The organism is Pseudomonas sp. UF-293 (genome assembly GCF_058245595.1).
In genome coordinates this window covers 74,537-99,975 of record NZ_JBSICA010000013.1, presented here as the reverse complement: position 1 = coordinate 99,975, position 25,439 = coordinate 74,537, and the positions used below count along the sequence as shown (strand labels likewise).

Sequence of the window (25,439 nt, the reverse complement as noted above, 5' to 3'; positions counted from 1 at the left end):
TCGTGGAGCTGATCGACAGCCACACTCACCTCGACTTCCCCGACTTCGACGCCGATCGCGCCGAGTTGCTGGCCGAAAGCCGCGCCCTCGGCGTGCGGCGCATCGTCGTGCTGGGGGTGCATCAGGGCAACTGGCAACGGGTCTGGGACCTGGTGCAGAGCGATGCCGACTTGTACGCGGCGTTCGGTCTGCACCCGGTGTTTCTCGATCAGCATCGGTCCGAGGATTTGCATGCGCTGGGGGACTGGCTGACGCGATTGCGCGGGCATCGGCAGCTGTGCGCAGTGGGCGAGATCGGCCTCGATTATTTCATTGAAACCCTGGATCGCGAGCGCCAGCAATCGTTGTTCGAAGCGCAGCTGCAACTGGCGGCGGACTTCGAGTTGCCGGCGCTGATCCACGTACGCCGCAGCCACGCGGCAGTGATCGCCACGCTCAAACGCTTCAAGCTCAAACGCGCCGGCATCATCCACGCCTTCGCCGGCAGTCGTGAGGAAGCGCGGGAATACCTCAAGCTCGGTTTCAAACTGGGCCTTGGCGGTGCACCTACCTGGCCGCAGGCATTGCGCATGCATCGGGTCCTGCCGGAACTGCCGCTGCAATCGGTGGTACTGGAAACCGACTCACCAGACATGGCCCCCGCGATGTTCCCCGGCCAGCGCAACAGCCCGGCGCATTTGCCGGCGATTTGTGCGGCGCTGGCCGAGCTGATGAATATCACGCCTGAACAACTCGCCGCCGCCAGCACCGCCAACTGCTGCGAAGTCTTCGGCTGGTAACACGTACCCGTGTAGGAGCTGACGAGTGCAACGAGGCTGCGATCTTTTGACTTTGCATTTGAAGATCAAAAAATCGCAGCCTCGTTGCACTCGTCAGCTCCTACGGGGGGGGGGATGGTGTCAGGTTCAGACGCGGAAGGCGCTGATCAGTTGTTTCAGTTCCACGACCTGGGCAGACAGCGCGCGGCTGGCATCTTCGGTCTGATGTGCGCCTTGTGCTGTGCGTTCGCCGGCACGGTTGATCTCGACGATATTCTGGTCGATGTCGTGGGCCACGGCGGTCTGCTGTTCGACGGCAGCGGCGATCTGCTGGTTCTGGTCGACGATCATGCCCACTGCGCCAAGAATATTTTCCAGGGCCTGCTGGACCTTCTCCGACTGGCCCACCGTGCCGTTGGCCATCTGATGGCTGACGCCCATGGCCTTCACCGCCGCGCCGACGCCACCGTGCAGCTTGGCGATCATCTGTTCGATTTCTTCGGTCGATTGCTGGGTGCGTTTGGCCAAGGTGCGCACTTCGTCGGCGACCACGGCAAAACCGCGCCCCTGCTCGCCGGCCCGGGCCGCTTCGATCGCGGCGTTGAGCGCCAGCAGGTTGGTTTGTTCGGCGATGCTCTTGATCACCTCAAGCACACGGCTGATCGACTGGCTGTCGCTGGCCAGTTGATTGATCACCAGCACCGACTGATCGATTTCGCTGGCCAGCGCGGCAATGCTGCCCTGCTGCGATTCCACCAGCCCGCGACCGCTCAGGGTTTCGTCGTTGACGCTATGGGCGCTGCTCACCGCAGCGGCGGCACTGCGCGCGACTTCCATTGAAGTTGCCGACATCTGGTTCATCGCCGTCGCTACTTGTTCGATTTGCGAACGCTGCCCGGCGACGGCCTGATTGCTCTGCGCCGACACGCTTTCCACTTGCCCGGCCTGACGCTCGACTTCGCCAACGGTGTGGCCGACGCGTTCGATCAAGTCGTGAATCTTCTTCACCGTGCCGTTGAACACCTCGCCCAACTCGCCCAGTTCATCACGGCTGCTGGCCTTGAAGTTGACGGTCATGTCACCGGCCGCGACCTTGTCCATCATCGCCCCCAGGCTTTTCAGAGTGGTGCGGGTCGAGGCGTAGAAACCGCCATAAAGATAGAAAATCAGCACGAACACCACCGACAGCGCAGAGGCTTGCAGAATCATGTGCGTACGGTTCTGCGCCAGGCGCTGCTGCAACTGGTTGTCGAGAAATTTCAGCGTGGCCTGATTGAGCTGATAGGTGTGTTCCATCAACCCGGTGACCTGATCGTAGAATGCCTGCCACGGCGCATCGAGGGTGTCAGCCATCACCACGTGTTCTTCGAACAGCTCGCTGGCCTGCTTGAGCGAGGCCTTGCTGCTGTCAGCCTGAGCACTGAGCGATTCGCGTGCAGCGTTGCTGGAACCGAGGGCGTCCTGCAGTTTCAGAGCGTACTCGGCCTGAAGTTTTTCGATCTGCACCAGCAACTCGTCGAAACGCGTGCTGGAGGAACTGTTGAGAAAGCCCTGGCCCAGTGAATACGAACCCATTGCCCGGCCTTCGCCGAGGGTCTGCGTGACGCTGGGGGTAATCAGCGTGACCAGTTCGCTGAGCTGGCGAATATCGCTTTGATTATCGCGACTGAGGCCGGCCTGACTGGTGATGATCTGGCTGAAAATCTGCGCACTGGCCAGCAACTTGCCGATCAACGCGCTTTTGCTTTGCAGCGAGCTCTCCACTTGCTGGGCCTTGAACGCGGCGATCATTTCATCGCGTTTGGCCTCGAACTGCTTGATCTGCTCCGGGTCCTCGGTCATCGCCGCCAGCCCTTCCAGGCGCGCGAGCACGGCTTGCTCGAGCGTCTGGATCTGCGCTTCGACATTGCCGGCCTTGCCGGACTGGCCGAGGGTGACGTCGATCTGTACCAGATTGTTCAGGGTCTCCAGATCGCGACGCAGGGTCAGGCTGCTGCCGAGCAGGTCAAGGCTCTGCAGTTCGACGCGGGTGCCCTGAAATTCGCGATAGGAGTCGCGCACCAGATAGAAATTGGTCACCAGCATCGGCACCAGGAACAGCACGCTGATCAGGCTGAACTTCATGCCGAAGCTCAGACGGTTCATCAGCGAGACGGCGGGATAGAGCAAGCTCTTCACTGGAAGTCTCCCTTGGTTTTTCTTGTTTTTATTGGCAGGCGCGGGACGACAGCAGATAGCCACTATCGGGCGCTATCTCTGTATAGCGTAAATCGGCGGGAGGTTTTGTAACTTAAGGTTAATGGCAATGCAGTGATCGCCAAATCAAAAGCAAAAAGATCGTCCGAAGGCTCGGGCCGCGATCGGACGATCTTTTGATCTTGCTGTAATCAGTGAACCAGAACCGTCCACAAGGCAAACCCGGCATACCACAGCACTGCCGCGCGCAGCAGCAATTCCCACAGGCAATCGAGGGTGTTGATGCCGTCCGGGCCGACCACTGGCGGTGGAACTTCCCCGGCTGCCAGGCCCACCTTGTTGATCAACTGCGCAGCGCTGATGTTCCAGTTCAGCAGCTCATGCAGCATCACCCGGCTGACCGCGACGAAGTTGCCGACCAGCGCCAGACTCGCCGCCAGCAAACGCACCGGCACCCAATCGAAGGCATGGCGCAACTGCGCAGCACGCTCGACCAGCGCCGGATTGCTGGCGTGCTCTTCGGCCAGCGCCAACAGGCGATACGCCAGTGCCGCCACGGGGCCAAGCAGGAAGTACCAGAAGATCACCGCAAAGAAACTCTGGTACGCCTGCCACAGCAGATGCCCCTGCACTTGCTCAAGCAATTGCTCACCGCTGTCGGCGCAGATATTCAGGTCGCGCTTGGCCACGTGCGCCGCCGCTTGCAGATCCTCACGGCGCCAGGCATCGCGGAACGGCCCGAGGCCGCCGAGCAGATCGCCACGCCCGAGGCTGTAAATCACCACCAGCAAATGCACCGGCAGCGCCAGCAGACCGTAAGCCACCGGTTCCAGTACCAGCAGCAACAGCGCCAGCAACGCCACCGGCAACAGCACCAGAATCGTCAGCACCAGCCACGGTCGCTTGGCCAGCCGATTGCTGTTTTCGAGTTTGTGCAGTTCGCGGATCCATCCGCCGTCGCGTTGAAGCCGATGGCGCAGGGCCGAAAACTTCTCGATCCACACCGCCAGCAGTAACACCAGAAAACTCATTGTCCTTCCTCTTTTGCCAGGGCTGCGCGGTAGCGTGCCCAGTCGAATGCCGGTCCCGGATCGGTCTTGCGCCCCGGTGCGATATCGCTGTGGCCACAGATACGCTGATCGGTGATCGCCGGAAAGCGTTTCTGCAACTGCCGGGTCAGCGCAGTCAACGTGCGATATTGTTCGTCGGTGAACGGCAGATCATCGGTGCCTTCCAGCTCGATGCCCACGGAAAAATCGTTGCAGGTTTCACGGCCTTCGAACACCGAAACACCGGCATGCCACGCCCGCGCAAGACAGGAGACAAACTGGGTGACCTTGCCGTCACGTTCGATCAGAAAATGCGCCGATACGCGCAGGTCAGCGATGCCTGCAAAATAGGGGTGTTCGGTGACATCCAGACGATTCTGGAAAAATTCCTGCACCTTGCCCGTGGCGAATTGCGCCGGCGGCAGGCTGATGTTGTGAATGACCAACAGGGACACTTCGCCCGCCGGGCGCTCATTGAAGTTGGGCGACGGGCAGATCTGCACGCCATGACACCACCCGCTCGCGGGATCCAACTGCATACCGATTCCTTCAACGCCGACCATGTGGGCGCCCAGTATGCCGCGATCCGCCCCCGACGCGCGATCACTTGCCGCGATTGAGTCGCCGCAGGTCGCCGAGCACCGATTCCAATGCGCGGTCGAACAGCAAGGTGTCATCCAGCGCACGCGCGGCGCCTCGGCTGAAAGCCAAGGCGAGGTCGGTGCGGCTGTGCTCCAGCACTTTCGTCCCGGTGCGGTCGACGAAGACATATTTGCCGGTCTCTTCGATGATCGCGGCGAGTTTGCAACGCAAGGTCTGTTCGTCGTCTGCGTCGAACACCACCCAGTGGCCCACACGCAACTGCTCGACCTGAGACAGGCCGGCTGCGTCTTGCGCCAGGCGCGGCGCCGGGGTGGCTGCTGTCTGCTCGGCGCTGTGCTGCAAGACCTCGGGCGTGACTTCGATCAGCGGCGTAACGCTGTGCTCGGCGTCATCGGAACGCTCCAGCACGCGCACGTGCAGAGCCTCCAGTTCACTGAAAAATTCGCTGGTGGCAAACGGGTCGAACGCGGTACTGCTCAGGCCATCGCGCAGTGACTTGAGCAAACCCGGGACCAACGCCAGCAGGCGCAGGCTGGATTCGCCGTCGTCATGGCGCTGCACGCTCCAGACCAACTGTTCCATGGTCTGCACGTCGGCGTGCCATTCGGCGGACTGATCACCATGCTTGAGGCAGGTCAGCAACAGCACTTTGCTCCAGGCCTGCTGGACGAAACCGACCACCGTCGCCGGCAGCACTTTGCCCAGTAGCGCCTGTTGCAACGCCTGCGCGACACGCCGCTGAGCCAGCTCGGCCTTCGCCCGGCCTTCCTCGGCGTCCCGCAAGCGTTGTTCGAGCAGTTCAGTGCGACGGCGTTCTTCCTGGGTGAAGGCGAGGAAGTCGGCGAGCAGTTCGGAGAAGATCGCCGGGTCGTCGACAAACTCGCTGAGCAAGCGCTGCACCACTTGCTCGATGCGCACGTAGAGGCTGTCGCGCTCAGCGCCGTCGCAATCGCTCCAGCCCATTGCGGCCTCGGCGATTTCGTTGAGCAAGCGCCGCGCCGGATGCGTGCTGCGGCTGAAGAAACTCTTGTCCAGCACCGCAACCTTGAGCATCGGAATCTGCAATCGGGCGATCAGCGCCTTGAGCGCATCGGGCACATTGCGATCGTCGAGGATGCAGTCGAAAACCATGGCGATCAGGTTGATCACATCTTCGTCGGCGGTCGCGACGACGCGGGAGCGGCCGCTCCTGACGCTGACCCGGGTCAGCAGTTGCTCGAGCTGATGGCGCAGATCGAAATCTTCCTGAGCCTCGAGCGCAGGTACGTATTGCTGCAAGTGCGACAACAAACGCAGCAGGTCGCGGGTGTTGATCGGATGCGCCGGGGCGCCGGGCTCCAGGGTCGGCGTGACGCGGCCGCGTACCTGGGCGAGCAATTGCTGCATCGCGGCGAACACCTCCTCGATGCCTTCGTCCGCTGGCGGCTCGTCGAGATCTTCAATCAATGTGTCGCTGTCCGCAGGCTCGACCATGCGACGGGGTATGGCGGGTTTCAGATGTGGCAATACGCCGGTGGCGAGCAACAACTGATTGGCCTCGGCATACAGCTGCTCGGTGTCGGCCAGCACATAGCGTTCGAAAAGCTTGAGCAGGATCAGCTTGACCTTGATCTCGACGCCAAGGTTACGCCCGGCCTGCAGGAAATATTCGCAGAGCATCGCCGGGCTGAGGGGATTGTGCTGATCGTCGAGACGCTTACCGAGCATCGAGCTGAAGCGTGCGGTCAGTTGATCGAGGGCAAAGCCGTCGCGCTTGAGCACGCGGCTGACCATGGTCTGCACGGCCACGGTCCGCTCCATGGCATCGGTGCGCGGCGCCGACTCTTCGACCACCGGGGCGCGTGGCAGGGTATTGGCGGCGGGGTCGTATTGGGTAAGGCCGGCGAAGGCCTCAAAGAACAGTTCAAGAAAGCCGCGCTCGATATTCTTGCGCTTGAGGCGCAGGTCGCGCATGGCTTCGAAAAAAATGTTCTGATCGACGTCGTTGCGCGCCCGGTCGGCCATTTCGAACAGCGTGTCGTCAGCGTTATCGAACAGCTCCTGCAAATCGTGGCGCAGCTGCTGCGCAGCCTTGTCGCGAACCTGCAGCAGAATCACTGGCAAGCGGGCAAGCGGCGAGTGGTCCGCCAGATCGGCAGTCGCCCGGTGCAAAGGCACCACTTTCCCGTCGTTGCGCATCCTGGCCTCCTGGAACGGTGATTCGGTTCGTCGCTTTGACACTGCCCCATTGGAGTCGTTCGTCAAAGCCATGACGTCAAATACAAGGCGGATTATCTGGCAAAAGAGGCCGGCGATGCTATAGGCCTCAGGGTTTCCCCTATACGCCATGCACCTCGCACTCGGCGCAGGAAAATCGACCAGATGCGTCAGGCATGCGCGTTCTCGCCTTGGGTTGGCTCGCGCCCTGCCCCTATAATCGAACCACTTTGTTTGTGGAGTCCGTTATGCCGAATCTACGTCTCGCCGATCTGACCGCCGAAATCGAAAACAACGTGCGTCGTGCGTTGCTTGAGGACGTCGGCAGCGGCGACATCACCGCGCAACTGATCCCGGCCGAACGCCTGGCCAAAGCCACCATCATCACCCGTGACGACGCCGTCATCTGCGGCACCGCGTGGGTCGATGCGGTGTTCCGCCAGCTCGATCCGCGCGTGGCGGTGCATTGGCAAGTGGTCGACGGCCAGCGGGTCAAGGCCAATCAGCCGCTGTTCCACCTCGAAGGCCCGGCTCGCTCGTTGCTGACGGGTGAACGCAGCGCGTTGAACTTCCTGCAGTTGTTGTCCGGCGTAGCGACGCGCGCGCAATACCTGGCGGACTTCGTAGGCGAAACGCAGGTCAAGTTGCTCGACACCCGCAAAACTCTGCCCGGCCTGCGTATGGCGCAGAAATATGCGGTGACCTGCGGCGGCTGCCACAACCATCGCATCGGCCTCTACGATGCCTTCCTGATCAAGGAAAACCACATCGCCGCCAGCGGTGGCATCGCCGAAGCCGTGGCCGCCGCGCATAAAATCGCCCCGGGCAAACCGGTAGAGATCGAAGTGGAAAGTCTTGAGGAGTTGCAGCAGGCGCTGGAAGCCGGCGCCGACATCATCATGCTCGACGAACTGAGCCTGAACGACATGCGTGAAGCCGTACGCCTGACCGCCGGCAAAGCGAAACTGGAAGCCAGCGGCGGCATCAACGAAAGCACGCTGCTGCCGATCGCCGAAACGGGCGTGGATTACATTTCGATTGGTGCGATGACCAAGGATGTCAAAGCGGTGGACCTGTCGATGCGACTAAGCCTCTAAACGCAGCGGCAAGCTACAAGCTACAAGCCAAGCGAATCTGCTTTGACTTGCAGCTTGTAGCTAGAAACTCGCAGCTGCTCTTATACGACGAGATTATTCATCTCGCAGTACTCTTCCCACTCGACACCCAATACTTCCGCCGCTTCCTTGTGCAGCACGAGGCGCTGCGCCTCGAACTCCTCCGGCGTGCTCGTGTACTTGAGGGTCAGCTCCCACGGCTGCAAGCCCTGCGCTTCGGCTTCGTCTTCGAAGGCCCACTGGATCTGGTCTTTCTGATCATCGGGACTCAGGTCCTTGATCTCATCCTTCAGGTCCGGCACATCCAGAAGGTATTTTTCCAGCGCTTGTTCGTGGCGTTGCTCTTGGGTCAATTCAGTCATGGGGTTCTCGCTGATCTTAGGAATGGAGGATGGATCTGGATCATCAAGGATCTCTCTGACGCGGACTGGCCGGCCTTCGGAACCATTCGGGATCATCTGAAAACTGCTAAGCGATGCTCTTGCAGGCACCGAATATAGGACGTTTGCATGACGAATTACACGGCTCTTTACATCTCTTGCACAAAAAGCTGACCTGCGGAACATGAATCGACGTGTCGCGCTGAGGAGCTGGTGCCCGAGACAGGAATCGAACCTGCGACCTTCGCGTTACGAGTGCGCTGCTCTACCGGCTGAGCTACACGGGCGGTGGGCTAAACCTAGCACCGGTTTTCACAAAAGCAAAGATCGCAGCCTGCGGCAGCTCCAACATGAACGGGTTATCACACCGCTTCTGTAGGAGCTGCCGCAGGCTGCGATCTTTTGACTTTTACTTCACGCAAAAAAATGCCCCCGCCGTTTGCACGGCGGGGGCATCTTCATTGCGCTAAAGCGTTGGGGTGATTAAACGCCCGAAGCCTTGGCAGCTGCCACGTCTTTGATGGACAGCTTGATACGGCCGCGGTTGTCCACGTCCAGTACCAGCACTTCCACTTCCTGGCCTTCTTTGAGGATGTCGGTGACTTTCTCTACGCGAGCGTCGCTCAGCATCGAGATGTGCACCAGACCGTCCTTGCCCGGCAGGATGTTGACGAACGCGCCGAAGTCGACGATGCGCTCAACCTTGCCGACGTAGATCTTGCCGATCTCGGCTTCTGCAGTGATGCTCAGAACGCGCTGACGAGCAGCTTCTGCGGCATCCTTGGTTTCGCCGAAGATCTTGATCGAACCGTCGTCTTCGATGTCGATCGAAGCCTTGGTTTCTTCGCAGATCGCACGGATGGTCGCGCCACCTTTACCGATAACGTCACGGATCTTGTCGGTGTCGATCTTCATCGCGATCATGGTCGGAGCGTTGGCCGACAGTTCGGTACGCGACTGGCCAATGATCTGGTTCATCTGGCCGAGGATGTTCAGGCGCGCTTCAAGGGCCTGGCCCAGAGCGATTTCCATGATCTCTTCGGTGATGCCCTTGATCTTGATGTCCATCTGCAGCGCGGTAACGCCTTTGGCGGTACCGGCTACCTTGAAGTCCATGTCGCCCAGGTGATCTTCGTCGCCGAGGATGTCGGTCAGGACGGCGAACTTCTCGCCTTCTTTAACCAGACCCATCGCGATACCGGCCACCGGCGCCTTCATCGGTACACCAGCGTCCATCAGCGCGAGGGAAGCACCGCATACGGAAGCCATCGAGCTCGAACCGTTGGATTCGGTGATTTCCGACACTACGCGGATGGTGTACGGGAACACGTCAGCGGCTGGCAGCATGGCCGAAACCGAACGACGGGCCAGACGGCCGTGACCGATTTCGCGACGACCGGCGCCACCCATGCGACCACACTCGCCTACCGAGAACGGTGGGAAGTTGTAGTGCAGCATGAACGGGTCTTTCTTTTCGCCTTCCAGGGTGTCCAGCAGTTGCGCATCACGGGCGGTGCCCAGTGTTGCAACAACCAGTGCCTGAGTTTCGCCACGGGTGAACAGTGCCGAACCGTGAGTCTTCGGCAGAACGCCGACTTCGATGTTCAGCGGACGTACGGTGCGGGTGTCGCGACCGTCGATACGTGGCTTGCCGTTGACGATGTTTTCGCGAACGGTGCGGTATTCGATTTCGCCGAAAGCTGCTTTGACTTCAGCAGCGCTAGGCTGGCCTTCTTCACCGGACAGCTTGGCAACCACTTGATCCTTCAGCTCACCCAGGCGAGCGTAACGGTCGGCCTTGATGGTGATGGTGTAAGCCTGGGAGATCGCTTCGCCGAACTCGGCGCGGATAGCGCCCAGCAGTGCGGTGGCTTCTGGCGCAGGAGCCCAGTTCCAGGTTGGCTTGGCGGCTTCGGCAGCCAGTTCTTTAACAGCGTTGATCACAACCTGGAATTCGTCGTGAGCGAACAGTACCGCACCCAGCATCTGGTCTTCGGTCAGCTCTTTGGCTTCCGATTCAACCATCAGCACGGCGTCGGAAGTACCGGCAACGACCATGTCCAGGCTCGAAGCGGCCTGCTGCTCGTAAGTCGGGTTCAGCAGGTAGCCGGTGCTTTCGTGGAAAGCCACGCGAGCGGCGCCGATCGGGCCGTCGAATGGAATGCCGGAAATGGCCAGGGCAGCCGAGGTACCGATCATCGCAGCGATGTCCGGATCGGTCTTCTTGCTGGTGGAAACGACGGTGCAGACAACCTGCACTTCGTTCATGAAGCCTTCTGGGAACAGCGGACGGATCGGACGGTCGATCAGTCGGGAAGTCAGGGTTTCTTTCTCGGAAGGACGGCCTTCACGCTTGAAGAAACCGCCAGGGATCTTACCGGCAGCGTAAGTCTTTTCCTGGTAGTGCACGGACAGAGGGAAGAAGCCCTTGCCCGGATCGGCTTGCTTTGCACCGACAACAGTCACCAACACGCTGACGTCGTCGTCAACGGTGACCAATACTGCGCCGGAGGCCTGACGGGCGATACGGCCTGTCTCGAGGGTAACGGTCGATTGACCGAACTGGAATTTTTTGATTACCGGGTTCACGGTGTCCTACCTTCTTTGTGGCTCTTGGGGGAAACGGTTTCTTGCGAATTCTTGGGCAATCTCGGGAATCGGCCCGATGGCAATTGTCCGGGTGCTACAGGTAAAGCCATGCTGCAGATAAAACTTGAGGCTGGGAGCCTGCAAGGCGCCAGCGGAGAACCGCTGACGCCCGACAGACCACCAACCTCATAGCGCAATCGCTGATTAGCGACGCAGACCCAGGCGAGCGATCAGCGCGGCGTACCGGCTTACGTCCTTGCCTTTCAGGTAGTCCAGCAGCTTGCGACGCTGGTTAACCATGCGGATCAGACCACGACGGGAGTGGTGATCTTTACCGTTGGCCTTGAAGTGACCTTGCAGTTTGTTGATGTTGGCGGTCAGCAGTGCAACCTGCACTTCTGGCGAACCAGTGTCACCAACAGCTTGCTGGTAGTCAGCAACGATTTGAGCTTTTTCTTGAACGTCGAGAGCCATGAGGCAATCCTTCCTTATCAGGAAACTGTTTCAGGGAAACAGCTTCAACAGGCCAGGGACAAATCCCTGTATCTATAAATGAGTAGTGACCATGCCTGTTAACAGCCACACTCGCCGGCCCGCTTGCGCAGACCGGTTCCGGTCATTCTGACCGAATCAAGCGACGCGGCGCGATGCGCCCGTCTTCGCTCACTTCACCGATACCGATGAAGCGACCATTGTGATCCTGTACCCGCACCATGCCGAATTTCGGCGCATCCGGGGCACGCACCGGCTGGCCGTTGAGCCAGTAGAACGCGCTCGCTTCGGAAAAGTGCAGCAGCGGCCAATCCTGCAGCCCGCTGTCCGATGGCATCAGGAAACGGTCAACCGCTTCGTTGCCGCCTTCGGCATGTACCGCTTCCAGCTCTTCGAGGGTCACGGTCTGTGCCAGGGTGAAAGGCCCGGCCTGGGTCCGACGCAATTCTGCGACGTACGCACCACAACCGAGTTGCTCACCGATATCCTCCACCAGGGTTCGAATATAGGTGCCCTTGCTGCAGTCCACCGCAAGCCGCGCAGTATCGCCTTCGAAGGCCAGCAATTCCAAGCGCGCAATAGTAACAGAACGCGGTTCGCGCTCCACTACTTCGCCTGCACGTGCCAGTTTGTACAGCGGCTGGCCATCACGCTTGAGTGCCGAGTACATCGGCGGTATCTGACTGATTTGCCCACGAAATTTCGGCAGAACCGCTTCGACATCGGCGCGACCAACGGTCACCGGACGCTCCTGCAAAACCTCACCTTCGGCATCGGCCGTGGTGGTGGTCTTGCCCAGTTGCGCCAGGGTTTCATAGCCCTTGTCGGAATCGAGCAGGTACTGCGAGAATTTGGTCGCCTCGCCAAAGCACAGCGGCAACACGCCGGTGGCCAGTGGGTCGAGGCTGCCGGTGTGCCCGGCCTTCTCGGCATTGAGCAGCCAGCGCACCTTCTGCAAGGCAGCGTTGGAGGTAAACCCCAACGGCTTGTCGAGCAGGATGATGCCGCTGACGTTACGACGGATACGTTTGACCTGAGCCACCGAGTTACTCCTTGGTGTCTTCAGGGGCTGGAGCGGCAACGTGCTGATTGTCTTCAGCGACGGCGCGCTCGATCAGCGCCGACAGGTGCGCACCACGCACGACGGATTCGTCGTAGTGGAAGTGCAGTTGCGGCACGCTGCGCAGCTTCATTTCGCGGGCCAACTGCATGCGCAGGAAGCCTGCGGCGGCATTGAGCACCTTGATGCTTTGCGCGATGTCTTCAGCGTTGTCCTGGCCCATCACGGTGATGAAAATCTTCGCGTGACCGACGTCACGGGACACTTCCACAGCGGTGATGGTGACCAGGCCGACGCGCGGGTCTTTGACTTCGCGACGGATCAGTTGCGCCAGCTCGCGCTGCATCTGATCGCCGATACGTTGGGTACGGCTGTATTCTTTTGCCATGATTTGTTACCTGTTACTGCCCAGCGGTGAAACCCGCAAGGTCTGAAAGCGGCAAACGCCCGGCCTGACAAAAGCCAGACCGGGCGTTGCGTTTAGAGTCCGGACGCTGTGCCGTGCATTTGCATGCTACGGCCCATCGTGGCCCTTGAAGTGCGCGAGTCAGAGGCTGCGAGCAACCTGAACCTTCTCGAAGACTTCGATCTTGTCACCGACTTTGACGTCGTTGTAGCTCTTCACGCCGATACCGCATTCCATGCCGGCACGTACTTCGGAAGCGTCATCCTTGAAGCGGCGCAGGGATTCCAGCTCGCCTTCGAAGATAACGATGTCTTCACGCAATACACGGATCGGACGGTTACGGTGCACGACACCTTCGATCACCATGCAACCGGCGATCGCGCCAAACTTCGGCGAACGGAACACGTCACGCACTTCGGCCACACCCAGGATGTTCTCGCGAACATCGCTGCCGAGCATGCCGGTCAGGGCTTTCTTGACGTCTTCGATGATGTCGTAGATCACGTTGTAGTAACGCATATCCAGACCTTCCTGCTCGACGATCTTGCGAGCGCCGGCATCGGCACGCACGTTGAAGCCGAACAGAACAGCGTTGGAAGCCAGTGCCAGGTTGGCGTCGGACTCGGTGATACCACCGACACCGCCACCCACGACGCGCACTTGAACTTCGTCGTTGCCCAGGCCATTCAAGGCACCGTTCAACGCTTCCAGCGAACCACGGACGTCGGATTTGAGGACGATGTTGAGCGTCTTCTTCTCGGCCTGACCCATGTTTTCGAAGATGTTTTCCAGCTTGCCGGCGTGAGCGCGAGCCAGTTTGACCTCGCGGAACTTGCCTTGACGGAATAGAGCCACTTCACGGGCTTTCTTCTCGTCGGCAACCACGCTCATCTCGTCGCCAGCGTCCGGGGTACCGTCCAGGCCGAGGATCTCGACAGGGATGGAAGGACCGGCTTCCTTGATTGGCTTGCCGTTCTCGTCGAGCATGGCACGTACACGGCCGTAGTTCGAACCGACCAGAACCATGTCGCCTTGACGCAGCGTACCGTCCTGAACAAGCACGGTTGCCACCGGGCCACGACCCTTGTCGAGACGCGATTCAACCACCACACCACGGCCAGGAGCCGATGGAGTAGCTTTCAGTTCGAGAACTTCGGCCTGCAGCAGAACGGCTTCAAGCAGCTCGTCCACGCCAGTACCCATCTTCGCCGAAACCGGAACGAATGGTGTGTCGCCACCCCAGTCTTCGGAAGTCACGCCGTGCACCGACAGCTCGCTGCGGATGCGATCGAGATCGGCGCCCGGCTTGTCGATCTTGTTCACTGCAACCACCAGCGGCACGCCAGCTGCCTGAGCATGCTGAACCGCTTCGATGGTTTGCGGCATCACGCCGTCGTCCGCTGCAACCACGAGGATCACGATGTCGGTCGCCTTGGCACCACGGGCACGCATTGCGGTAAACGCGGCGTGACCCGGGGTATCGAGGAAAGTGACCATGCCGCGATCAGTCTCAACGTGGTACGCACCGATGTGCTGAGTGATACCGCCGGCTTCGCCAGCAGCTACCTTGGCACGACGGATGTAGTCGAGCAGGGAAGTCTTACCGTGGTCAACGTGGCCCATTACGGTCACGACTGGTGCACGGGAGAACGACTCACCTTCAAACTTCAGGGACTCGGCCAGGGAATCTTCCAGAGCGGTGTCGCTGACCAGGGTCACTTTGTGGCCCAGTTCTTCGGCTACCAGTTGAGCAGTTTCCTGATCAAGCACCTGGTTGATGGTCGCTGGGGTACCCAGTTTGAACATGAACTTGATGATTTCAGCCGCTTTGACCGACATCTGGTTGGCCAGATCGCCAACCGTGATGGTCTCGCCGATCTGCACATCACGCACGACAGGGCCGGTCGGGCTCTGGAAACCGTGGGCGTTGCGCTTCTTCAGCTTGGCCTTGCCGCGACCACCACGACGGAAGCCATCGCTTTCTTCGTCGGTAGTGCGTGGCGCCACACGTGGCGCCGGGGCTTTTTCTTTGACCGATGCGCGATGCGGAGCGTTTTTGCGCTCGCCATCACCGCCACCGCTGCGACGATTGTTATCGTCGGCACGTGGCTTGTCCGGACGGCGCTGTTCGTTCTGCTTGTTGCGAACGTCAGCCGATGGAGCAGGAGCAGCAGCCACCGGTGCGCTTTCGCGAACAGGTTCGGCAGCAGCCGGCGCCGCAACGGCATCGCTGGCAGCGGTTTGCGCAGCAGCAGGCTGGCGACGCGCTTCTTCTTCGGCGCGTTGCTTGGCTTCTTCTTCAGCCTTCTGACGGGCAGCATTTTCTACTGCGCGACGCTCATCCAGTTCACGCTTGCGCTCGGCTTCGATTTCTTCCGGGCTACGCTGTACGAAAACTTTCTTCTTGCGAACTTCAACGCTGATGCTCTTGCTACCAGCCACACGCAGGGTGCTGGTGGTTTTACGCTGCAGCGTGATCTTGCGTGGTTCTTCCACTTTCGCCTTGTGACTGCTCTTCAAGTGAGTCAGCAGGGATTGCTTCTCACTGTCAGTCACATTTTCGTCGGCGGCGGTGTGCGGCAGACCTGCCTCACGCATCTGCTGCAACAGGCGCTCTACCGGTGTTTTGACCTCATCGGCCAGTTGTTTCACCGTGACTTGCGTCATGCACTTCTCTCCTCAGGCCGCGCCTAATTACTCGAACCAGTGGGCTCGGGCGGCCATGATCAACTTGCCGGCACGATCATCGTCAATGCCGTCGATGTCGAGCAGGTCGTCAATAGACTGCTCGGCCAGGTCTTCGCGGGTAATTACGCCGCGCACCGCCAGTTCCATCGCCAAATCCTTGTCCATACCCTCAAGCGAGAGCAGGTCTTCGGCCGGATGGGCGTCTGCCAGCTTTTCCTCAGTAGCGATGGCTTTGGTCAACAAGCGATCCTTGGCGCGAGCACGAAGCTCGTTGACGATGTCCTCGTCAAAGCCGTCGATGTTGAGCATCTCCTCCACCGGTACGTAGGCAATCTCTTCCAGGCTGGTGAAGCCTTCATCTACCAGCACCTGAGCCAGTTCTTCGTCGACCTCCAGCTCGTCGATGAAGTTGCGCAGGATGTCGCCGGTTTCTGCTTGCTGCTTAGCCTGGATGTCCGATTCGGTCATCACGTTCAGGGTCCAGCCAGTCAACTGGCTGGCCAGACGCACGTTCTGACCACCGCGACCAATGGCCTGAGCCAGATTGTCTGCGCCAACGGCGATGTCCATGGCATGGGCATCTTCGTCAACGATAATTGCCGCAACCTCGGCCGGGGACATGGCGTTGATGACGAACTGGGCCGGGTTGTCGTCCCACAGTACGATATCAACACGCTCACCGCCCAACTCACCCGATACCGCCTGGACGCGCGAACCGCGCATACCGATGCAGGCACCTTGTGGGTCGATGCGCTTGTCCTTGGAGCGGACGGCGATCTTGGCGCGCGAACCCGGATCACGGGAGGCGGCCATGACCTCGATGAGGCCTTCAGCAATTTCCGGCACTTCGATACGGAACAGCTCGATCAGCATTTCCGGCGCGGTTCGCGACAGGATCAGCTGCGGGCCGCGGTTCTCGGTGCGGATTTCCTTGAGCAGCGCGCGCAGACGCACGCCGACACGGAAGGTTTCGCGAGAAATAATGTCTTCACGGGCCAGCAACGCTTCAGCGTTGTTGCCCAGATCGACGATCACGTTGTCGCGGGTAACTTTTTTCACGGTGCCGGAGATGATTTCTCCCAAGCGCTCGCGATAGGCGTCGACCACTTGAGCGCGCTCGGCTTCGCGAACTTTCTGCACGATGACCTGCTTGGCAGTCTGTGCAGCGATGCGGCCGAACTCGATGGACTCGATTTTCTCTTCGACGACGTCACCGACCTTGGCGCCAGGATGCGTTTCGGCAACCTTGCTTGGCCAGGTCTCGATGGCCGGATCGTCGAGATCATTCTCTTCGACGACCGTCCAGCGACGGAATGTTTCGTAGGAACCGGTGTGGCGGTTGATTTCCACACGCAGGTCCACTTCGTCTTCGAACCGCTTTTTGGTAGCAGTGGCCAGAGCCAGCTCCAGCGCTTCAAAAATTACGCTTGCCGGTACACCCTTTTCATTGGATACCGACTCAACAACCAGCAGTACTTCTTTGCTCATCGTACGCCTCGCCTTTCGCAAGCCATTGGATCCGCGGGATCCGCGTCTCAGTCAAAACTGGGAATAATGTTGGCCTTGTCGATCATATCGATCGGCAACAGGAACTCGTGATCTTCTACCTGCACCACGACGTCCTGCTCTTCTACACCGCGCAGAAGGCCCTGAAAGTTGCGTCGACCTTCGAAAGGCGAGCGCAGCTTGATCTTCACTTGTTCACCGGCAAATTTGGCAAACTGCTCAAGAGTGAACAGCGGGCGCTCCATGCCAGGCGAGGAAACTTCAAGGGTGTATTCAACGGAGATCGGATCTTCAACATCCAGAACACCGCTGATCTGACGGCTGACAATGGCGCAATCGTCCACCAGCACGCCACCCTCTTTATCGATATAAACGCGCAACATCGAGTGCCGACCCTGAGCCGAAAACTCGATACCCCAGCATTCATAGCCCAGGGCCACGACCACCGGGGCCAGCAAGGCCTGCAACTCTTCTAGCTTGCTCGACACCTGAACCCCCTAGTGCATGATATGTGCATGCTTTGCAAAATAAAAAAATGGGCATAACGCCCATCCTTGAAACGCCGTCGAACAGCGGCGTTGAAAGTATCCAGCTAACAAAAAGCCCCTTAAAAGGGGCTCCTTAAACTGGTTGCGGGGGCCGGATTTGAACCGACGACCTTCGGGTTATGAGCCCGACGAGCTACCAGACTGCTCCACCCCGCGACAAAGCTGGGGCGGAAGTATACGACCGATCCCTTTTAGGGTCAATGTAACCTTCCACCTGCAAGAAAGCCCGCAACAGCGGGCTCTCCTGACTAATTGGTACCGAGAAGGGGACTCGAACCCCTACACCCTATGGGCACAACCACCTCAAGGTTGCGTGTCTACCAATTCCACCACCTCGGCAATACTACGTTTGAAGCTCTTCTTACTTCTGCTCTTGAGCTGGAGGCACGTCAGTCGCTGGAGTAGCCGACTTTTGCTCTTGAAGCACCGGGACATCATCAGAAGCCGGTTGTTGCTTAGGTACTTCCAACACTGCTGGATCTGGCAGACCTGCTTGAGTCAGCTGATGAGCTTTCTCTTTAGCAAAGTAACCTAACCCCAAGCTGGTTATGAAGAAACCGGCGGCAAGTATAGCAGTAAACTTACTAAGAAAGGTAGAGGAACCTTGGCTTCCGAACACAGTATTTGAAGCACCTGCTCCGAAAGACGCACCAGCATCCGCACCCTTACCCTGCTGCAGCAAAACCAGAGCAACTACGCCCAATGCACCCAGCAGATGAAAAACGACTACGACTGTTTCCAGCATTTTTTCAGCTTCCCGCGGCGCGACAGATCGCACCGAACTCATCTGCATTCAGGGAAGCTCCACCAATGAGCCCCCCATCGATATCCGGCATGCCGAACAGTTCGACCGCATTGGCCGCCTTCACGCTGCCGCCGTATAGAAGCCGCACACCTCGTGCGACTTCAGAATTCTCTGCCGCCAACTGCTCGCGAATGGCCTTATGCACATCCTGAGCCTGTTGCGGCGTTGCAGTCAGCCCGGTACCAATGGCCCAGACCGGCTCGTAAGCAATAACTGCCTTGGCAAAGGCACCGACACCCAGCTCCTCGATGATGCTGCCCAGCTGACGCCCGACAACTTCAAGAGTTTTTCCGGCTTCGCGCTGCTCGAGGGTCTCCCCTACACACAACACCGGAATCAAGCCACATGCCTGTGCCGCTGCGAACTTGCGATTCAGCATCCCGTCTCGCTCGCCGAGAATCTGGCGGCGTTCGGAGTGCCCGACAAGCACCAGGGAACAACCTGCATCCACCAGTTGGCTGGGAGCAATCTCACCAGTCAACGCACCTTGCATGGCTTCCACCGCAGAATTCTGCGCGCCGACCGAAATCGACTTGCCTTTCAAGCCATCAATCACTTGATTGATATACAAGCAAGGCGGGAACACCGCGACATCAACACCGCTAGGCAAGGCCAGATGACGAAGGCCGTTGATCAGCTCAGCGACGCTGGCGCGGGTACCGTGCATCTTCCAGTTACCAGCTACCATAGGGCGACGCATGCTGTACCTCGTCGGTCAAAGTGGGCGCAGATGTTACCCAACACAATCATGGCTTGCAAGCCGTATCAGGCAGAAACTTCGGTTACCAGTTTTGCCAGCTCTTCGGCATAGCCGCGAACCTGGTTTTCGTCCTCGCCTTCGACCATTACGCGCACCAGAGGCTCTGTGCCGGACTTGCGCAGAAGCACGCGACCGCGCCCCGCCATCGCCTGAGTTACACGGGCACTGGCCTCCTTGACAGCCGGATGTTCCAGCGGGCTGTCACCGCCACCGAAGCGGACGTTGATCAGCACCTGAGGGCACTTGCGCAAGGCCTGTCGGGTTTGGGCGAGACCTTCATTGCGGGATTTCAGAGCCATCAACACCTGTAGGGCAGCGATGATCGCGTCGCCCGTGGTGGTGTGATTGAAGCAGACCACATGCCCGGAGTTTTCCCCGCCAACGAGCCAGTTGCGCTCTTGCAGTTCGGCAATCACGTAGCGGTCACCGACATTGGCGCGAACGAACGGGATCGACAGATCCGCCAAGGCCAGCTCGAGACCAAGATTGCTCATCAATGTACCGACGACGCCACCCTGCAACTTGCCACGCTCATGCAGATCGCGGGCAATGATAAACAGCAGATCGTCACCATCAACGATGGTGCCGGTGTGATCAACCATCAATACCCGATCGCCATCACCATCAAAGGCGATACCGAGGTCAGCATGCTCGGCCAGCACCGCAGCCTGCAACGGCCCCATGTGTGTGGAACCGCAGTTATCGTTGATGTTCAGCCCGTTCGGCTGCGCAGAAAGCACGACGACTTCGGCACCCAATTCACGGAAGACGCTCGGCGCTACCTTATAGGTCGCACCATGCGCGCAGTCGATAACGATCTTCAGGCCGGCGAAATTGGTCCCGGTAGGCACGCTGCTCTTGCAGAACTCGATGTAGCGACCCGATGCATCATTGATTCGCGATACCTTGCCGATCTTGCTCGACTCGACGACAGTCATCGGCGTATCGAGCAACTCTTCGATCATCAACTCCAATTCATCCGGCAGCTTGGTGCCTTTGCCGGAGAAGAACTTGATACCGTTGTCGTCATGCGGATTGTGCGAGGCACTGATCACGATACCGGCTTCAGCCTGGAAGGTACGCGAAAGATAGGCGATGGCCGGCGTCGGCATCGGACCAAGCAGCATCACATCGGCACCTGCCGAGGTCAGCCCGGCCTCGAGCGCAGACTCGAACATATAGCCGGAGATCCGCGTGTCCTTGCCTACCAGCACCTTGCAGGCACCCATCTTGCGGAAAGCCATGCCGGCCGCCCAGCCGAGCTTGAGCATGAAGTCAGGCGTGATCGGGTATTCACCAACACGACCGCGAATGCCGTCGGTACCAAAATATTTCTTGCTCATAAGCGCTCCATCATTCTTATTCGGCTGATTCTACGGCCGCGATCATTCGCACTACATCGACAGTTTCCGCCACGTCGTGGACGCGCAATATCCGCGCCCCCTTGACCGACGCCAGCGCAGCCAGCGCCAGGCCACCATAGAGACGCTCGCCCACAGGACGGTTCAAGGCATGGCCAATCATACTCTTGCGCGAAACACCTACCAGCAATGGCCGCCCCAGCGCATGCAAGGCCTCCATGTGCTTGAACAAGCTTAGATTGTGCTGCAGGGTCTTGGCGAAGCCGAAGCCGGGATCAAGAATGATCCGCTCGGCGGGAATGCCCGCTTGGGCGCATTGATCCATACGCTCGGCAAGAAACCCACCAACCTCGCGAGTAACGTCCTGATACTGCGGATTATCCTGCATATCGCCCGGCTCGCCGAGCATGTGCATGAGGCAGACCGGCAATCCGGTCGCCGCCGCCGCATCCAGCGCGCCATCGCGACGCAGCGAACGCACATCATTGATCAATCCGGCGCCGAGTCGTGCGGTTTCACGCATGACTGCTGGCGTGGAAGTATCGACCGAGATGATGACATCCAGCTCGCGGTTGATCAGCTCGACAATCGGCGCGACGCGTTCGAGCTCCTCCAACGGAGAAACCGCTCGTGCACCTGGCCGGGTCGATTCGCCGCCGACATCGATCAGCGTCGCACCGGCAAGCACCATGGCTTCCGCGTGGCGCAGAGCCGCGTCAAGCTGACTATAGCGGCCGCCATCGGAGAAAGAATCTGGAGTGACATTGAGAATGCCCATGACATGCGTCTGGGCCAAATCAAGAACCCGGTTGCCGCAAGGCAACCGGGTCAGGGACTGAACAGAAGTCATTTCAAACCTTAAACGTCAGCAGCCGGACCACCAATCGGTTTTTCCGGACGCTCATCCTGCACCACAGGCGGCGGAGGCGTACCATTGCCACCCGACCAGTCGCGAGGCTCGCGAGGTGTGCGGCCGGCCATGATGTCGTCGATCTGCTCGGCATCGATGGTTTCGTACTTCATCAGCGCATCAGCCATGGCATCGAGCTTGTCACGGTTATCCGTGAGGATCTGCTTGGCGGTGCCGTAGCACTGATCGATGATGCTGCGTACTTCGGAGTCGATCAGCTTGGCAGTCTCACCGGAGAAGCTGGCAGCCTGGCCGCCACCGCCGCGACCGAGGAACACTTCGCCCTCTTCTTCGGCATACATCAGCGGACCAAGTTTTTCCGACAGACCCCACTTGGTCACCATGTTCCGGGCAATCTGACTCGCGCGCATGATGTCGTTGGATGCACCGGTGGTCACACCATCGAAACCCAGAGTCATTTCTTCAGCGATACGGCCACCGTACAACGAGCAGATCTGGCTGATCAGCGCACGTTTGGACAGGCTGTAGCGATCTTCTTCCGGCAGGAACATGGTCACACCCAGCGCGCGACCGCGCGGAATGATCGACACCTTGTACACCGGATCATGTTCAGGCACGACGCGACCAACGATGGCGTGGCCAGCTTCGTGGTAAGCAGTGTTCTGTTTTTCTTTCTCGGACATGACCATGGATTTGCGCTCGGCGCCCATCATGATCTTGTCTTTTGCCAGTTCGAACTCTTTCATCTCGACGATACGCTTGCCGCTACGGGCGGCGAACAGCGAAGCTTCGTTGACCAGGTTCGCCAGGTCAGCACCGGAGAAGCCTGGGGTACCACGTGCGATCACTGCCGGAGCAACGTCGTCGCCCATTGGCACTTTGCGCATGTGCACCTTCAGAATCTGCTCACGACCACGAATGTCTGGCAAGCCAACCACCACCTGACGGTCGAAACGGCCCGGACGCAGCAGCGCAGGGTCGAGTACGTCCGGACGGTTGGTTGCAGCAATCACGATGATGCCGTCGTTCATTTCGAAGCCGTCCATCTCCACCAGCAACTGGTTGAGAGTCTGCTCACGCTCGTCGTGACCACCACCCATGCCGGCGCCACGATGGCGACCTACGGCATCGATTTCGTCGATGAAGATGATGCAAGGGGCGTGCTTCTTGGCCTGCTCGAACATGTCGCGGACGCGGCTGGCGCCGACACCGACGAACATTTCGACGAAGTCAGAACCGGAAATGGTGAAGAACGGCACTTTCGCTTCGCCGGCAATTGCCTTGGCCAGCAAGGTTTTACCGGTACCCGGTGGGCCGACCATCAGCACACCGCGCGGGATTCGGCCGCCCAGACGCTGGAACTTGCCCGGATCACGCAGGAACTCAACCAGCTCGCCGACTTCTTCCTTGGCTTCGTCGCAACCGGCAACGTCAGCCAAAGTGGTTTTCACCTGATCTTCGGAGAGCAGACGTGCCTTGCTCTTGCCAAAGCTCATCGGCCCGCCCTTGCCCCCCGCACCGCCCTGCATCTGGCGCATGAAGAACATGAACACCGCGATGATCACCAGGATCGGGAAGCTGGCCACCAGCAGCTGGGTCCAGATGCTTTGCTGTTCAGGCTGCTTGCCTTCAACCACAACGTGATTGTCGACCAGATCGCCGATCAGGCCATTGTCCTGAATTGCCGGACGAATGGTCTTGAAGCTGTCGCCATCGGTGCGCTTGCCGGTAATCACATAGCCATCAACGGCTACGCGCTCGACCTTGCCATCCTTGACCTGCTGGATGAAGTCGGAATAGTTGAGGGTCTGCGGCTCGTTAGGGCTGGAGAAGTTGTTCATCACCGTCACCAGGACTGCCGCGATGATCAACCACAGGATCAGATTCTTTGCCATATCGTTCAATTAACTACCCTCTGAAGCAAGCTCCGCTACTGGCGCGCGCTTCGCATGATATTCACCGGCCTAACTTACTACATTACCTACAACTCTGGCAGGCGCCGTCTGTAACCCTTTGTGAAACACTTTCTACACAATATTCGCTTATGCACGCAGAGCGAAATATGAAAAACCTATCGCCCTGCCGAAAAACCTCGTTTTACGCATCACCGCCGCGATAACCCCAAGCCAGCATGTACTGCTCGCGGGAGCTGCCACGGGAAGAGTCTGGCTTGATCATCTGGATCTTGTCGAATTTCTTCCGAGCATCCTTCAGATAAACGTCGAAGCCTTCGCCCTGAAAAATCTTGATGACGAAGTTGCCACCGGGCTTGAGGATCCGTTCCGCCAGGTCCAGAGCCAGTTCACAGAGGAACATGGCCTTGGGCATATCCACTTCGGGCGTACCACTCATATTGGGGGCCATATCGGAAATCACAAGGTCCACCTGCGAATTACCCACGGCCTCCAGGATTTCAGCGAGCACCGCGTCCTCAGTGAAGTCGCCCTGGATAAAATGCACGTCCGGAATGCTGTCCATTTCCAGGATGTCCGAAGCGATCAGACGCCCCTGGCCACCGATCAACCGACTGGTCACCTGGGACCAGCCACCCGGCGCCGCGCCGAGGTCGACCACGCTCATGCCCGGACGGATGAGTTTGTATTTTTCCTGGATTTCCAGAAGCTTGTAACTTGCACGCGAGCGGTAGCCATCCTTCTGCGCCTGCTTCACATAAGGATCGTTGACATGTCTTTTCAGCCAACCAAGGCTTGTCTTGGAACGCGCCATTGGGCACCTCGATGATTAGGGTCGTGATTAGTTGGGCGGATCCACGAACCCTCGGGTAAAATGGCCGCCATTTTACAGAATCCAGACGAAAGGGTCAGATTATGCCGCTCACTCCAGAGCAGAAAAAACAGTACAAATCCATCGGCCACCACCTCAAACCAGTGTTGACGGTGGCGGACAACGGTTTGACTGAAGGTGTTTTAGCCGAACTTGAACGCGCCTTGGCGGATCACGAGCTGATCAAGATCAAGCTCAACATTCTTGATCGCGAGTCGCGCCTGGCGCACATCGCCGAGCTGTGCAAGGTCGGTAAAGCGGACCTGGTTCAGGTCATCGGCAAGATGGCTCTGGTCTACCGCAAGAACTTCAGCGCCAACAAGCAGCTGTCGAACGTTCATCGCTTCAAGTGATGCGCAGGGTCAAGGGTGTGCTTCGCGCACCCTGCCACCCCATCCCGGCACCGGCTGCATCACCAGCACCAAGCCGGAAAACCCCAGCACCAGATAACTGAATACCTGCCAGCGCTGCGCATCCGGCCAGCCGACACGCACGGCGACATACATCGCGCACGCGTACAACGCCATCAACAGCACCTGCCCGCGAAAATCCCGCCATAGACTGCCGAGGCCCTCGGCCTGTACCAGCACCAAAGCCTGAAAGATCACGCACAGAGCGGCGAACCCCACCACCAGCACTTCGAATGCACTGGCGACTTCGTCGATCAACAGCGGCGCGAGACCGATCTGGCCCAACGCCGGCTGCAAACCGATATGAATCAACCATAGACCACCGACCCAAAGCATCTGGGTCAGTTGCCAAAGCATGGCGCCCGCATGCAGCGGGCGCCTTCTTTCAGATGTGACGAACTTCGACAATCTCATACTCGATATCGCCGCCCGGCGTTTTTACGACGACCGTGTCGCCCTCTTCCTTGGCAATCAAGGCGCGGGCGATCGGCGAACCGACCGAAATCTTGCCGAGTTTGATGTCCGCCTCATCCTCACCCACGATCTGGTAAGTAACGCTCTCATCGGTTTCGACATTGGCGATCTCAACGGTGGTGCCGAATATCACTTTGCCGGTGTGCGGGATGGTCGTGACGTCGATCACCACCGCGTTCTGCATACGGCCTTCGATATCACGAACCCGCGCCTCGACCATGCCCTGCTCTTCGCGAGCGGCATGGTATTCAGCGTTTTCCTTGAGATCACCGAGCTCGCGTGCCTCGCCAATAGCCTGACTCAAGCGCGGGCGCTCGACCTTGGTGAGAAACGCGTGCTCTTCTTCCAAGGCTTTGGCGCCCTGAACAGTCATTGGGTATTTGGTTAT

General features: G+C 59.1%; 23 protein-coding genes and 3 tRNA genes. 3 read left to right on the top strand and 23 right to left on the bottom strand.

Translation table 11 applies throughout. The annotated features are described in order from the left end of the window. Positions 1 to 2: 2 nt before the first annotated feature. Entirely contained in the window at positions 3 to 779 is a 777-nt protein-coding gene (locus tag AC4IHP_RS16055; RefSeq protein ID WP_490832147.1) for a TatD family hydrolase, read from the top strand. Positions 780 to 905: 126 nt separating this feature from the next. Here the strand turns inward: AC4IHP_RS16055 and AC4IHP_RS16050 are convergent, their stop codons facing one another. The 4 genes from AC4IHP_RS16050 to AC4IHP_RS16035 form a co-directional block, all read right to left on the bottom strand. Further along, complete coding sequence (locus tag AC4IHP_RS16050) at positions 906 to 1,595, bottom strand: methyl-accepting chemotaxis protein (protein ID WP_370695133.1); 690 nt, start codon at positions 1,593 to 1,595, stop codon at positions 906 to 908. Positions 1,596 to 3,145: 1,550 nt separating this feature from the next. Beyond that, positions 3,146 to 3,985, bottom strand: coding sequence for a regulatory signaling modulator protein AmpE (gene ampE, locus AC4IHP_RS16045; protein ID WP_490832146.1), 840 nt, complete (start codon positions 3,983 to 3,985; stop codon positions 3,146 to 3,148). Continuing rightward, a complete protein-coding gene (ampD, locus tag AC4IHP_RS16040; RefSeq protein ID WP_490832145.1) occupies positions 3,982 to 4,542 on the bottom strand; it encodes a 1,6-anhydro-N-acetylmuramyl-L-alanine amidase AmpD in 561 nt (186 codons plus the stop codon). Before ampD ends, ampE begins: the two co-directional genes overlap by 4 nt. A gap of 64 nt (positions 4,543 to 4,606) precedes the next feature. Continuing rightward, positions 4,607 to 6,784, bottom strand: coding sequence for a DUF1631 domain-containing protein (locus tag AC4IHP_RS16035; RefSeq protein WP_490832144.1), 2,178 nt, complete (start codon positions 6,782 to 6,784; stop codon positions 4,607 to 4,609). 266 nt (positions 6,785 to 7,050) lie between these two features. Between AC4IHP_RS16035 and nadC the strand changes: the two genes are divergently transcribed. After that, the gene (gene nadC / locus AC4IHP_RS16030; RefSeq protein WP_490832143.1) at positions 7,051 to 7,899 is read left to right on the top strand and encodes a carboxylating nicotinate-nucleotide diphosphorylase; all 849 of its coding nucleotides are present in this window, start codon (positions 7,051 to 7,053) and stop codon (positions 7,897 to 7,899) included. 80 nt (positions 7,900 to 7,979) lie between these two features. Here nadC and AC4IHP_RS16025 read toward each other — a convergent pair whose 3' ends face one another. The 17 genes from AC4IHP_RS16025 to rlmE all read right to left on the bottom strand — a co-directional run bounded on the left by AC4IHP_RS16025 (position 7,980) and on the right by rlmE (position 24,110). Next, on the bottom strand, positions 7,980 to 8,279 hold the full coding sequence (locus AC4IHP_RS16025; RefSeq protein ID WP_076565788.1) for a DUF6388 family protein: 300 nt from the start codon (positions 8,277 to 8,279) through the stop codon (positions 7,980 to 7,982). A 229-nt stretch (positions 8,280 to 8,508) separates the two neighbouring features. Beyond that, positions 8,509 to 8,584 (bottom strand) — tRNA-Thr (locus AC4IHP_RS16020). Positions 8,585 to 8,780: 196 nt separating this feature from the next. Continuing rightward, positions 8,781 to 10,886: a polyribonucleotide nucleotidyltransferase gene (gene pnp, locus AC4IHP_RS16015; protein WP_460123889.1), complete on the bottom strand. Its 2,106-nt coding sequence runs from the start codon at positions 10,884 to 10,886 to the stop codon at positions 8,781 to 8,783. Between the two features lie 204 nt (positions 10,887 to 11,090). Further along, positions 11,091 to 11,360 (bottom strand): 30S ribosomal protein S15, encoded by a 270-nt coding sequence (gene rpsO / locus AC4IHP_RS16010; protein WP_016771751.1) that lies wholly within the window; start codon positions 11,358 to 11,360, stop codon positions 11,091 to 11,093. Positions 11,361 to 11,502: 142 nt separating this feature from the next. After that, positions 11,503 to 12,420: a tRNA pseudouridine(55) synthase TruB gene (truB, locus tag AC4IHP_RS16005; RefSeq protein WP_024011571.1), complete on the bottom strand. Its 918-nt coding sequence runs from the start codon at positions 12,418 to 12,420 to the stop codon at positions 11,503 to 11,505. Positions 12,421 to 12,424: 4 nt separating this feature from the next. Then, positions 12,425 to 12,826, bottom strand: coding sequence for a 30S ribosome-binding factor RbfA (gene rbfA, locus AC4IHP_RS16000; RefSeq protein WP_016771753.1), 402 nt, complete (start codon positions 12,824 to 12,826; stop codon positions 12,425 to 12,427). A 159-nt stretch (positions 12,827 to 12,985) separates the two neighbouring features. Continuing rightward, a complete protein-coding gene (infB, locus tag AC4IHP_RS15995; RefSeq protein WP_041477933.1) occupies positions 12,986 to 15,511 on the bottom strand; it encodes a translation initiation factor IF-2 in 2,526 nt (841 codons plus the stop codon). 27 nt (positions 15,512 to 15,538) lie between these two features. Beyond that, positions 15,539 to 17,020: a transcription termination factor NusA gene (nusA, locus tag AC4IHP_RS15990; protein ID WP_024011569.1), complete on the bottom strand. Its 1,482-nt coding sequence runs from the start codon at positions 17,018 to 17,020 to the stop codon at positions 15,539 to 15,541. A gap of 47 nt (positions 17,021 to 17,067) precedes the next feature. After that, positions 17,068 to 17,526 carry a ribosome maturation factor RimP gene (rimP, locus tag AC4IHP_RS15985; RefSeq protein WP_007973115.1) on the bottom strand — a complete coding sequence of 153 codons (459 nt, stop codon included), beginning with the start codon at positions 17,524 to 17,526 and terminating at the stop codon, positions 17,068 to 17,070. Positions 17,527 to 17,665: 139 nt separating this feature from the next. Continuing rightward, positions 17,666 to 17,742, bottom strand: a tRNA-Met gene (locus AC4IHP_RS15980). Positions 17,743 to 17,839: 97 nt separating this feature from the next. Then, positions 17,840 to 17,925: transfer RNA gene (locus AC4IHP_RS15975), tRNA-Leu, on the bottom strand. Between the two features lie 22 nt (positions 17,926 to 17,947). Continuing rightward, the gene (gene secG / locus AC4IHP_RS15970; RefSeq protein WP_016771756.1) at positions 17,948 to 18,331 is read right to left on the bottom strand and encodes a preprotein translocase subunit SecG; all 384 of its coding nucleotides are present in this window, start codon (positions 18,329 to 18,331) and stop codon (positions 17,948 to 17,950) included. 4 nt (positions 18,332 to 18,335) lie between these two features. Next, positions 18,336 to 19,091: a triose-phosphate isomerase gene (tpiA, locus tag AC4IHP_RS15965; RefSeq protein ID WP_490832142.1), complete on the bottom strand. Its 756-nt coding sequence runs from the start codon at positions 19,089 to 19,091 to the stop codon at positions 18,336 to 18,338. Positions 19,092 to 19,156: 65 nt separating this feature from the next. Further along, a complete protein-coding gene (gene glmM, locus AC4IHP_RS15960; protein ID WP_460123884.1) occupies positions 19,157 to 20,494 on the bottom strand; it encodes a phosphoglucosamine mutase in 1,338 nt (445 codons plus the stop codon). A 16-nt stretch (positions 20,495 to 20,510) separates the two neighbouring features. Beyond that, positions 20,511 to 21,362, bottom strand: a complete 852-nt coding sequence (gene folP / locus AC4IHP_RS15955) for a dihydropteroate synthase (protein WP_490832141.1) — start codon at positions 21,360 to 21,362, stop codon at positions 20,511 to 20,513. A gap of 8 nt (positions 21,363 to 21,370) precedes the next feature. Next, a complete protein-coding gene (gene ftsH / locus AC4IHP_RS15950; protein ID WP_490832140.1) occupies positions 21,371 to 23,278 on the bottom strand; it encodes an ATP-dependent zinc metalloprotease FtsH in 1,908 nt (635 codons plus the stop codon). A gap of 202 nt (positions 23,279 to 23,480) precedes the next feature. Continuing rightward, entirely contained in the window at positions 23,481 to 24,110 is a 630-nt protein-coding gene (rlmE, locus tag AC4IHP_RS15945; RefSeq protein WP_329515792.1) for a 23S rRNA (uridine(2552)-2'-O)-methyltransferase RlmE, read from the bottom strand. A 101-nt stretch (positions 24,111 to 24,211) separates the two neighbouring features. Between rlmE and AC4IHP_RS15940 the strand changes: the two genes are divergently transcribed. Continuing rightward, the gene (locus AC4IHP_RS15940) at positions 24,212 to 24,520 is read left to right on the top strand and encodes a YhbY family RNA-binding protein (RefSeq protein WP_016771761.1); all 309 of its coding nucleotides are present in this window, start codon (positions 24,212 to 24,214) and stop codon (positions 24,518 to 24,520) included. Between the two features lie 9 nt (positions 24,521 to 24,529). Here AC4IHP_RS15940 and AC4IHP_RS15935 read toward each other — a convergent pair whose 3' ends face one another. After that, positions 24,530 to 24,934: an MFS transporter gene (locus AC4IHP_RS15935; RefSeq protein ID WP_460123873.1), complete on the bottom strand. Its 405-nt coding sequence runs from the start codon at positions 24,932 to 24,934 to the stop codon at positions 24,530 to 24,532. Between the two features lie 28 nt (positions 24,935 to 24,962). Continuing rightward, on the bottom strand, positions 24,963 to 25,439 hold the full coding sequence (gene greA, locus AC4IHP_RS15930) for a transcription elongation factor GreA (RefSeq protein WP_460125241.1): 477 nt from the start codon (positions 25,437 to 25,439) through the stop codon (positions 24,963 to 24,965).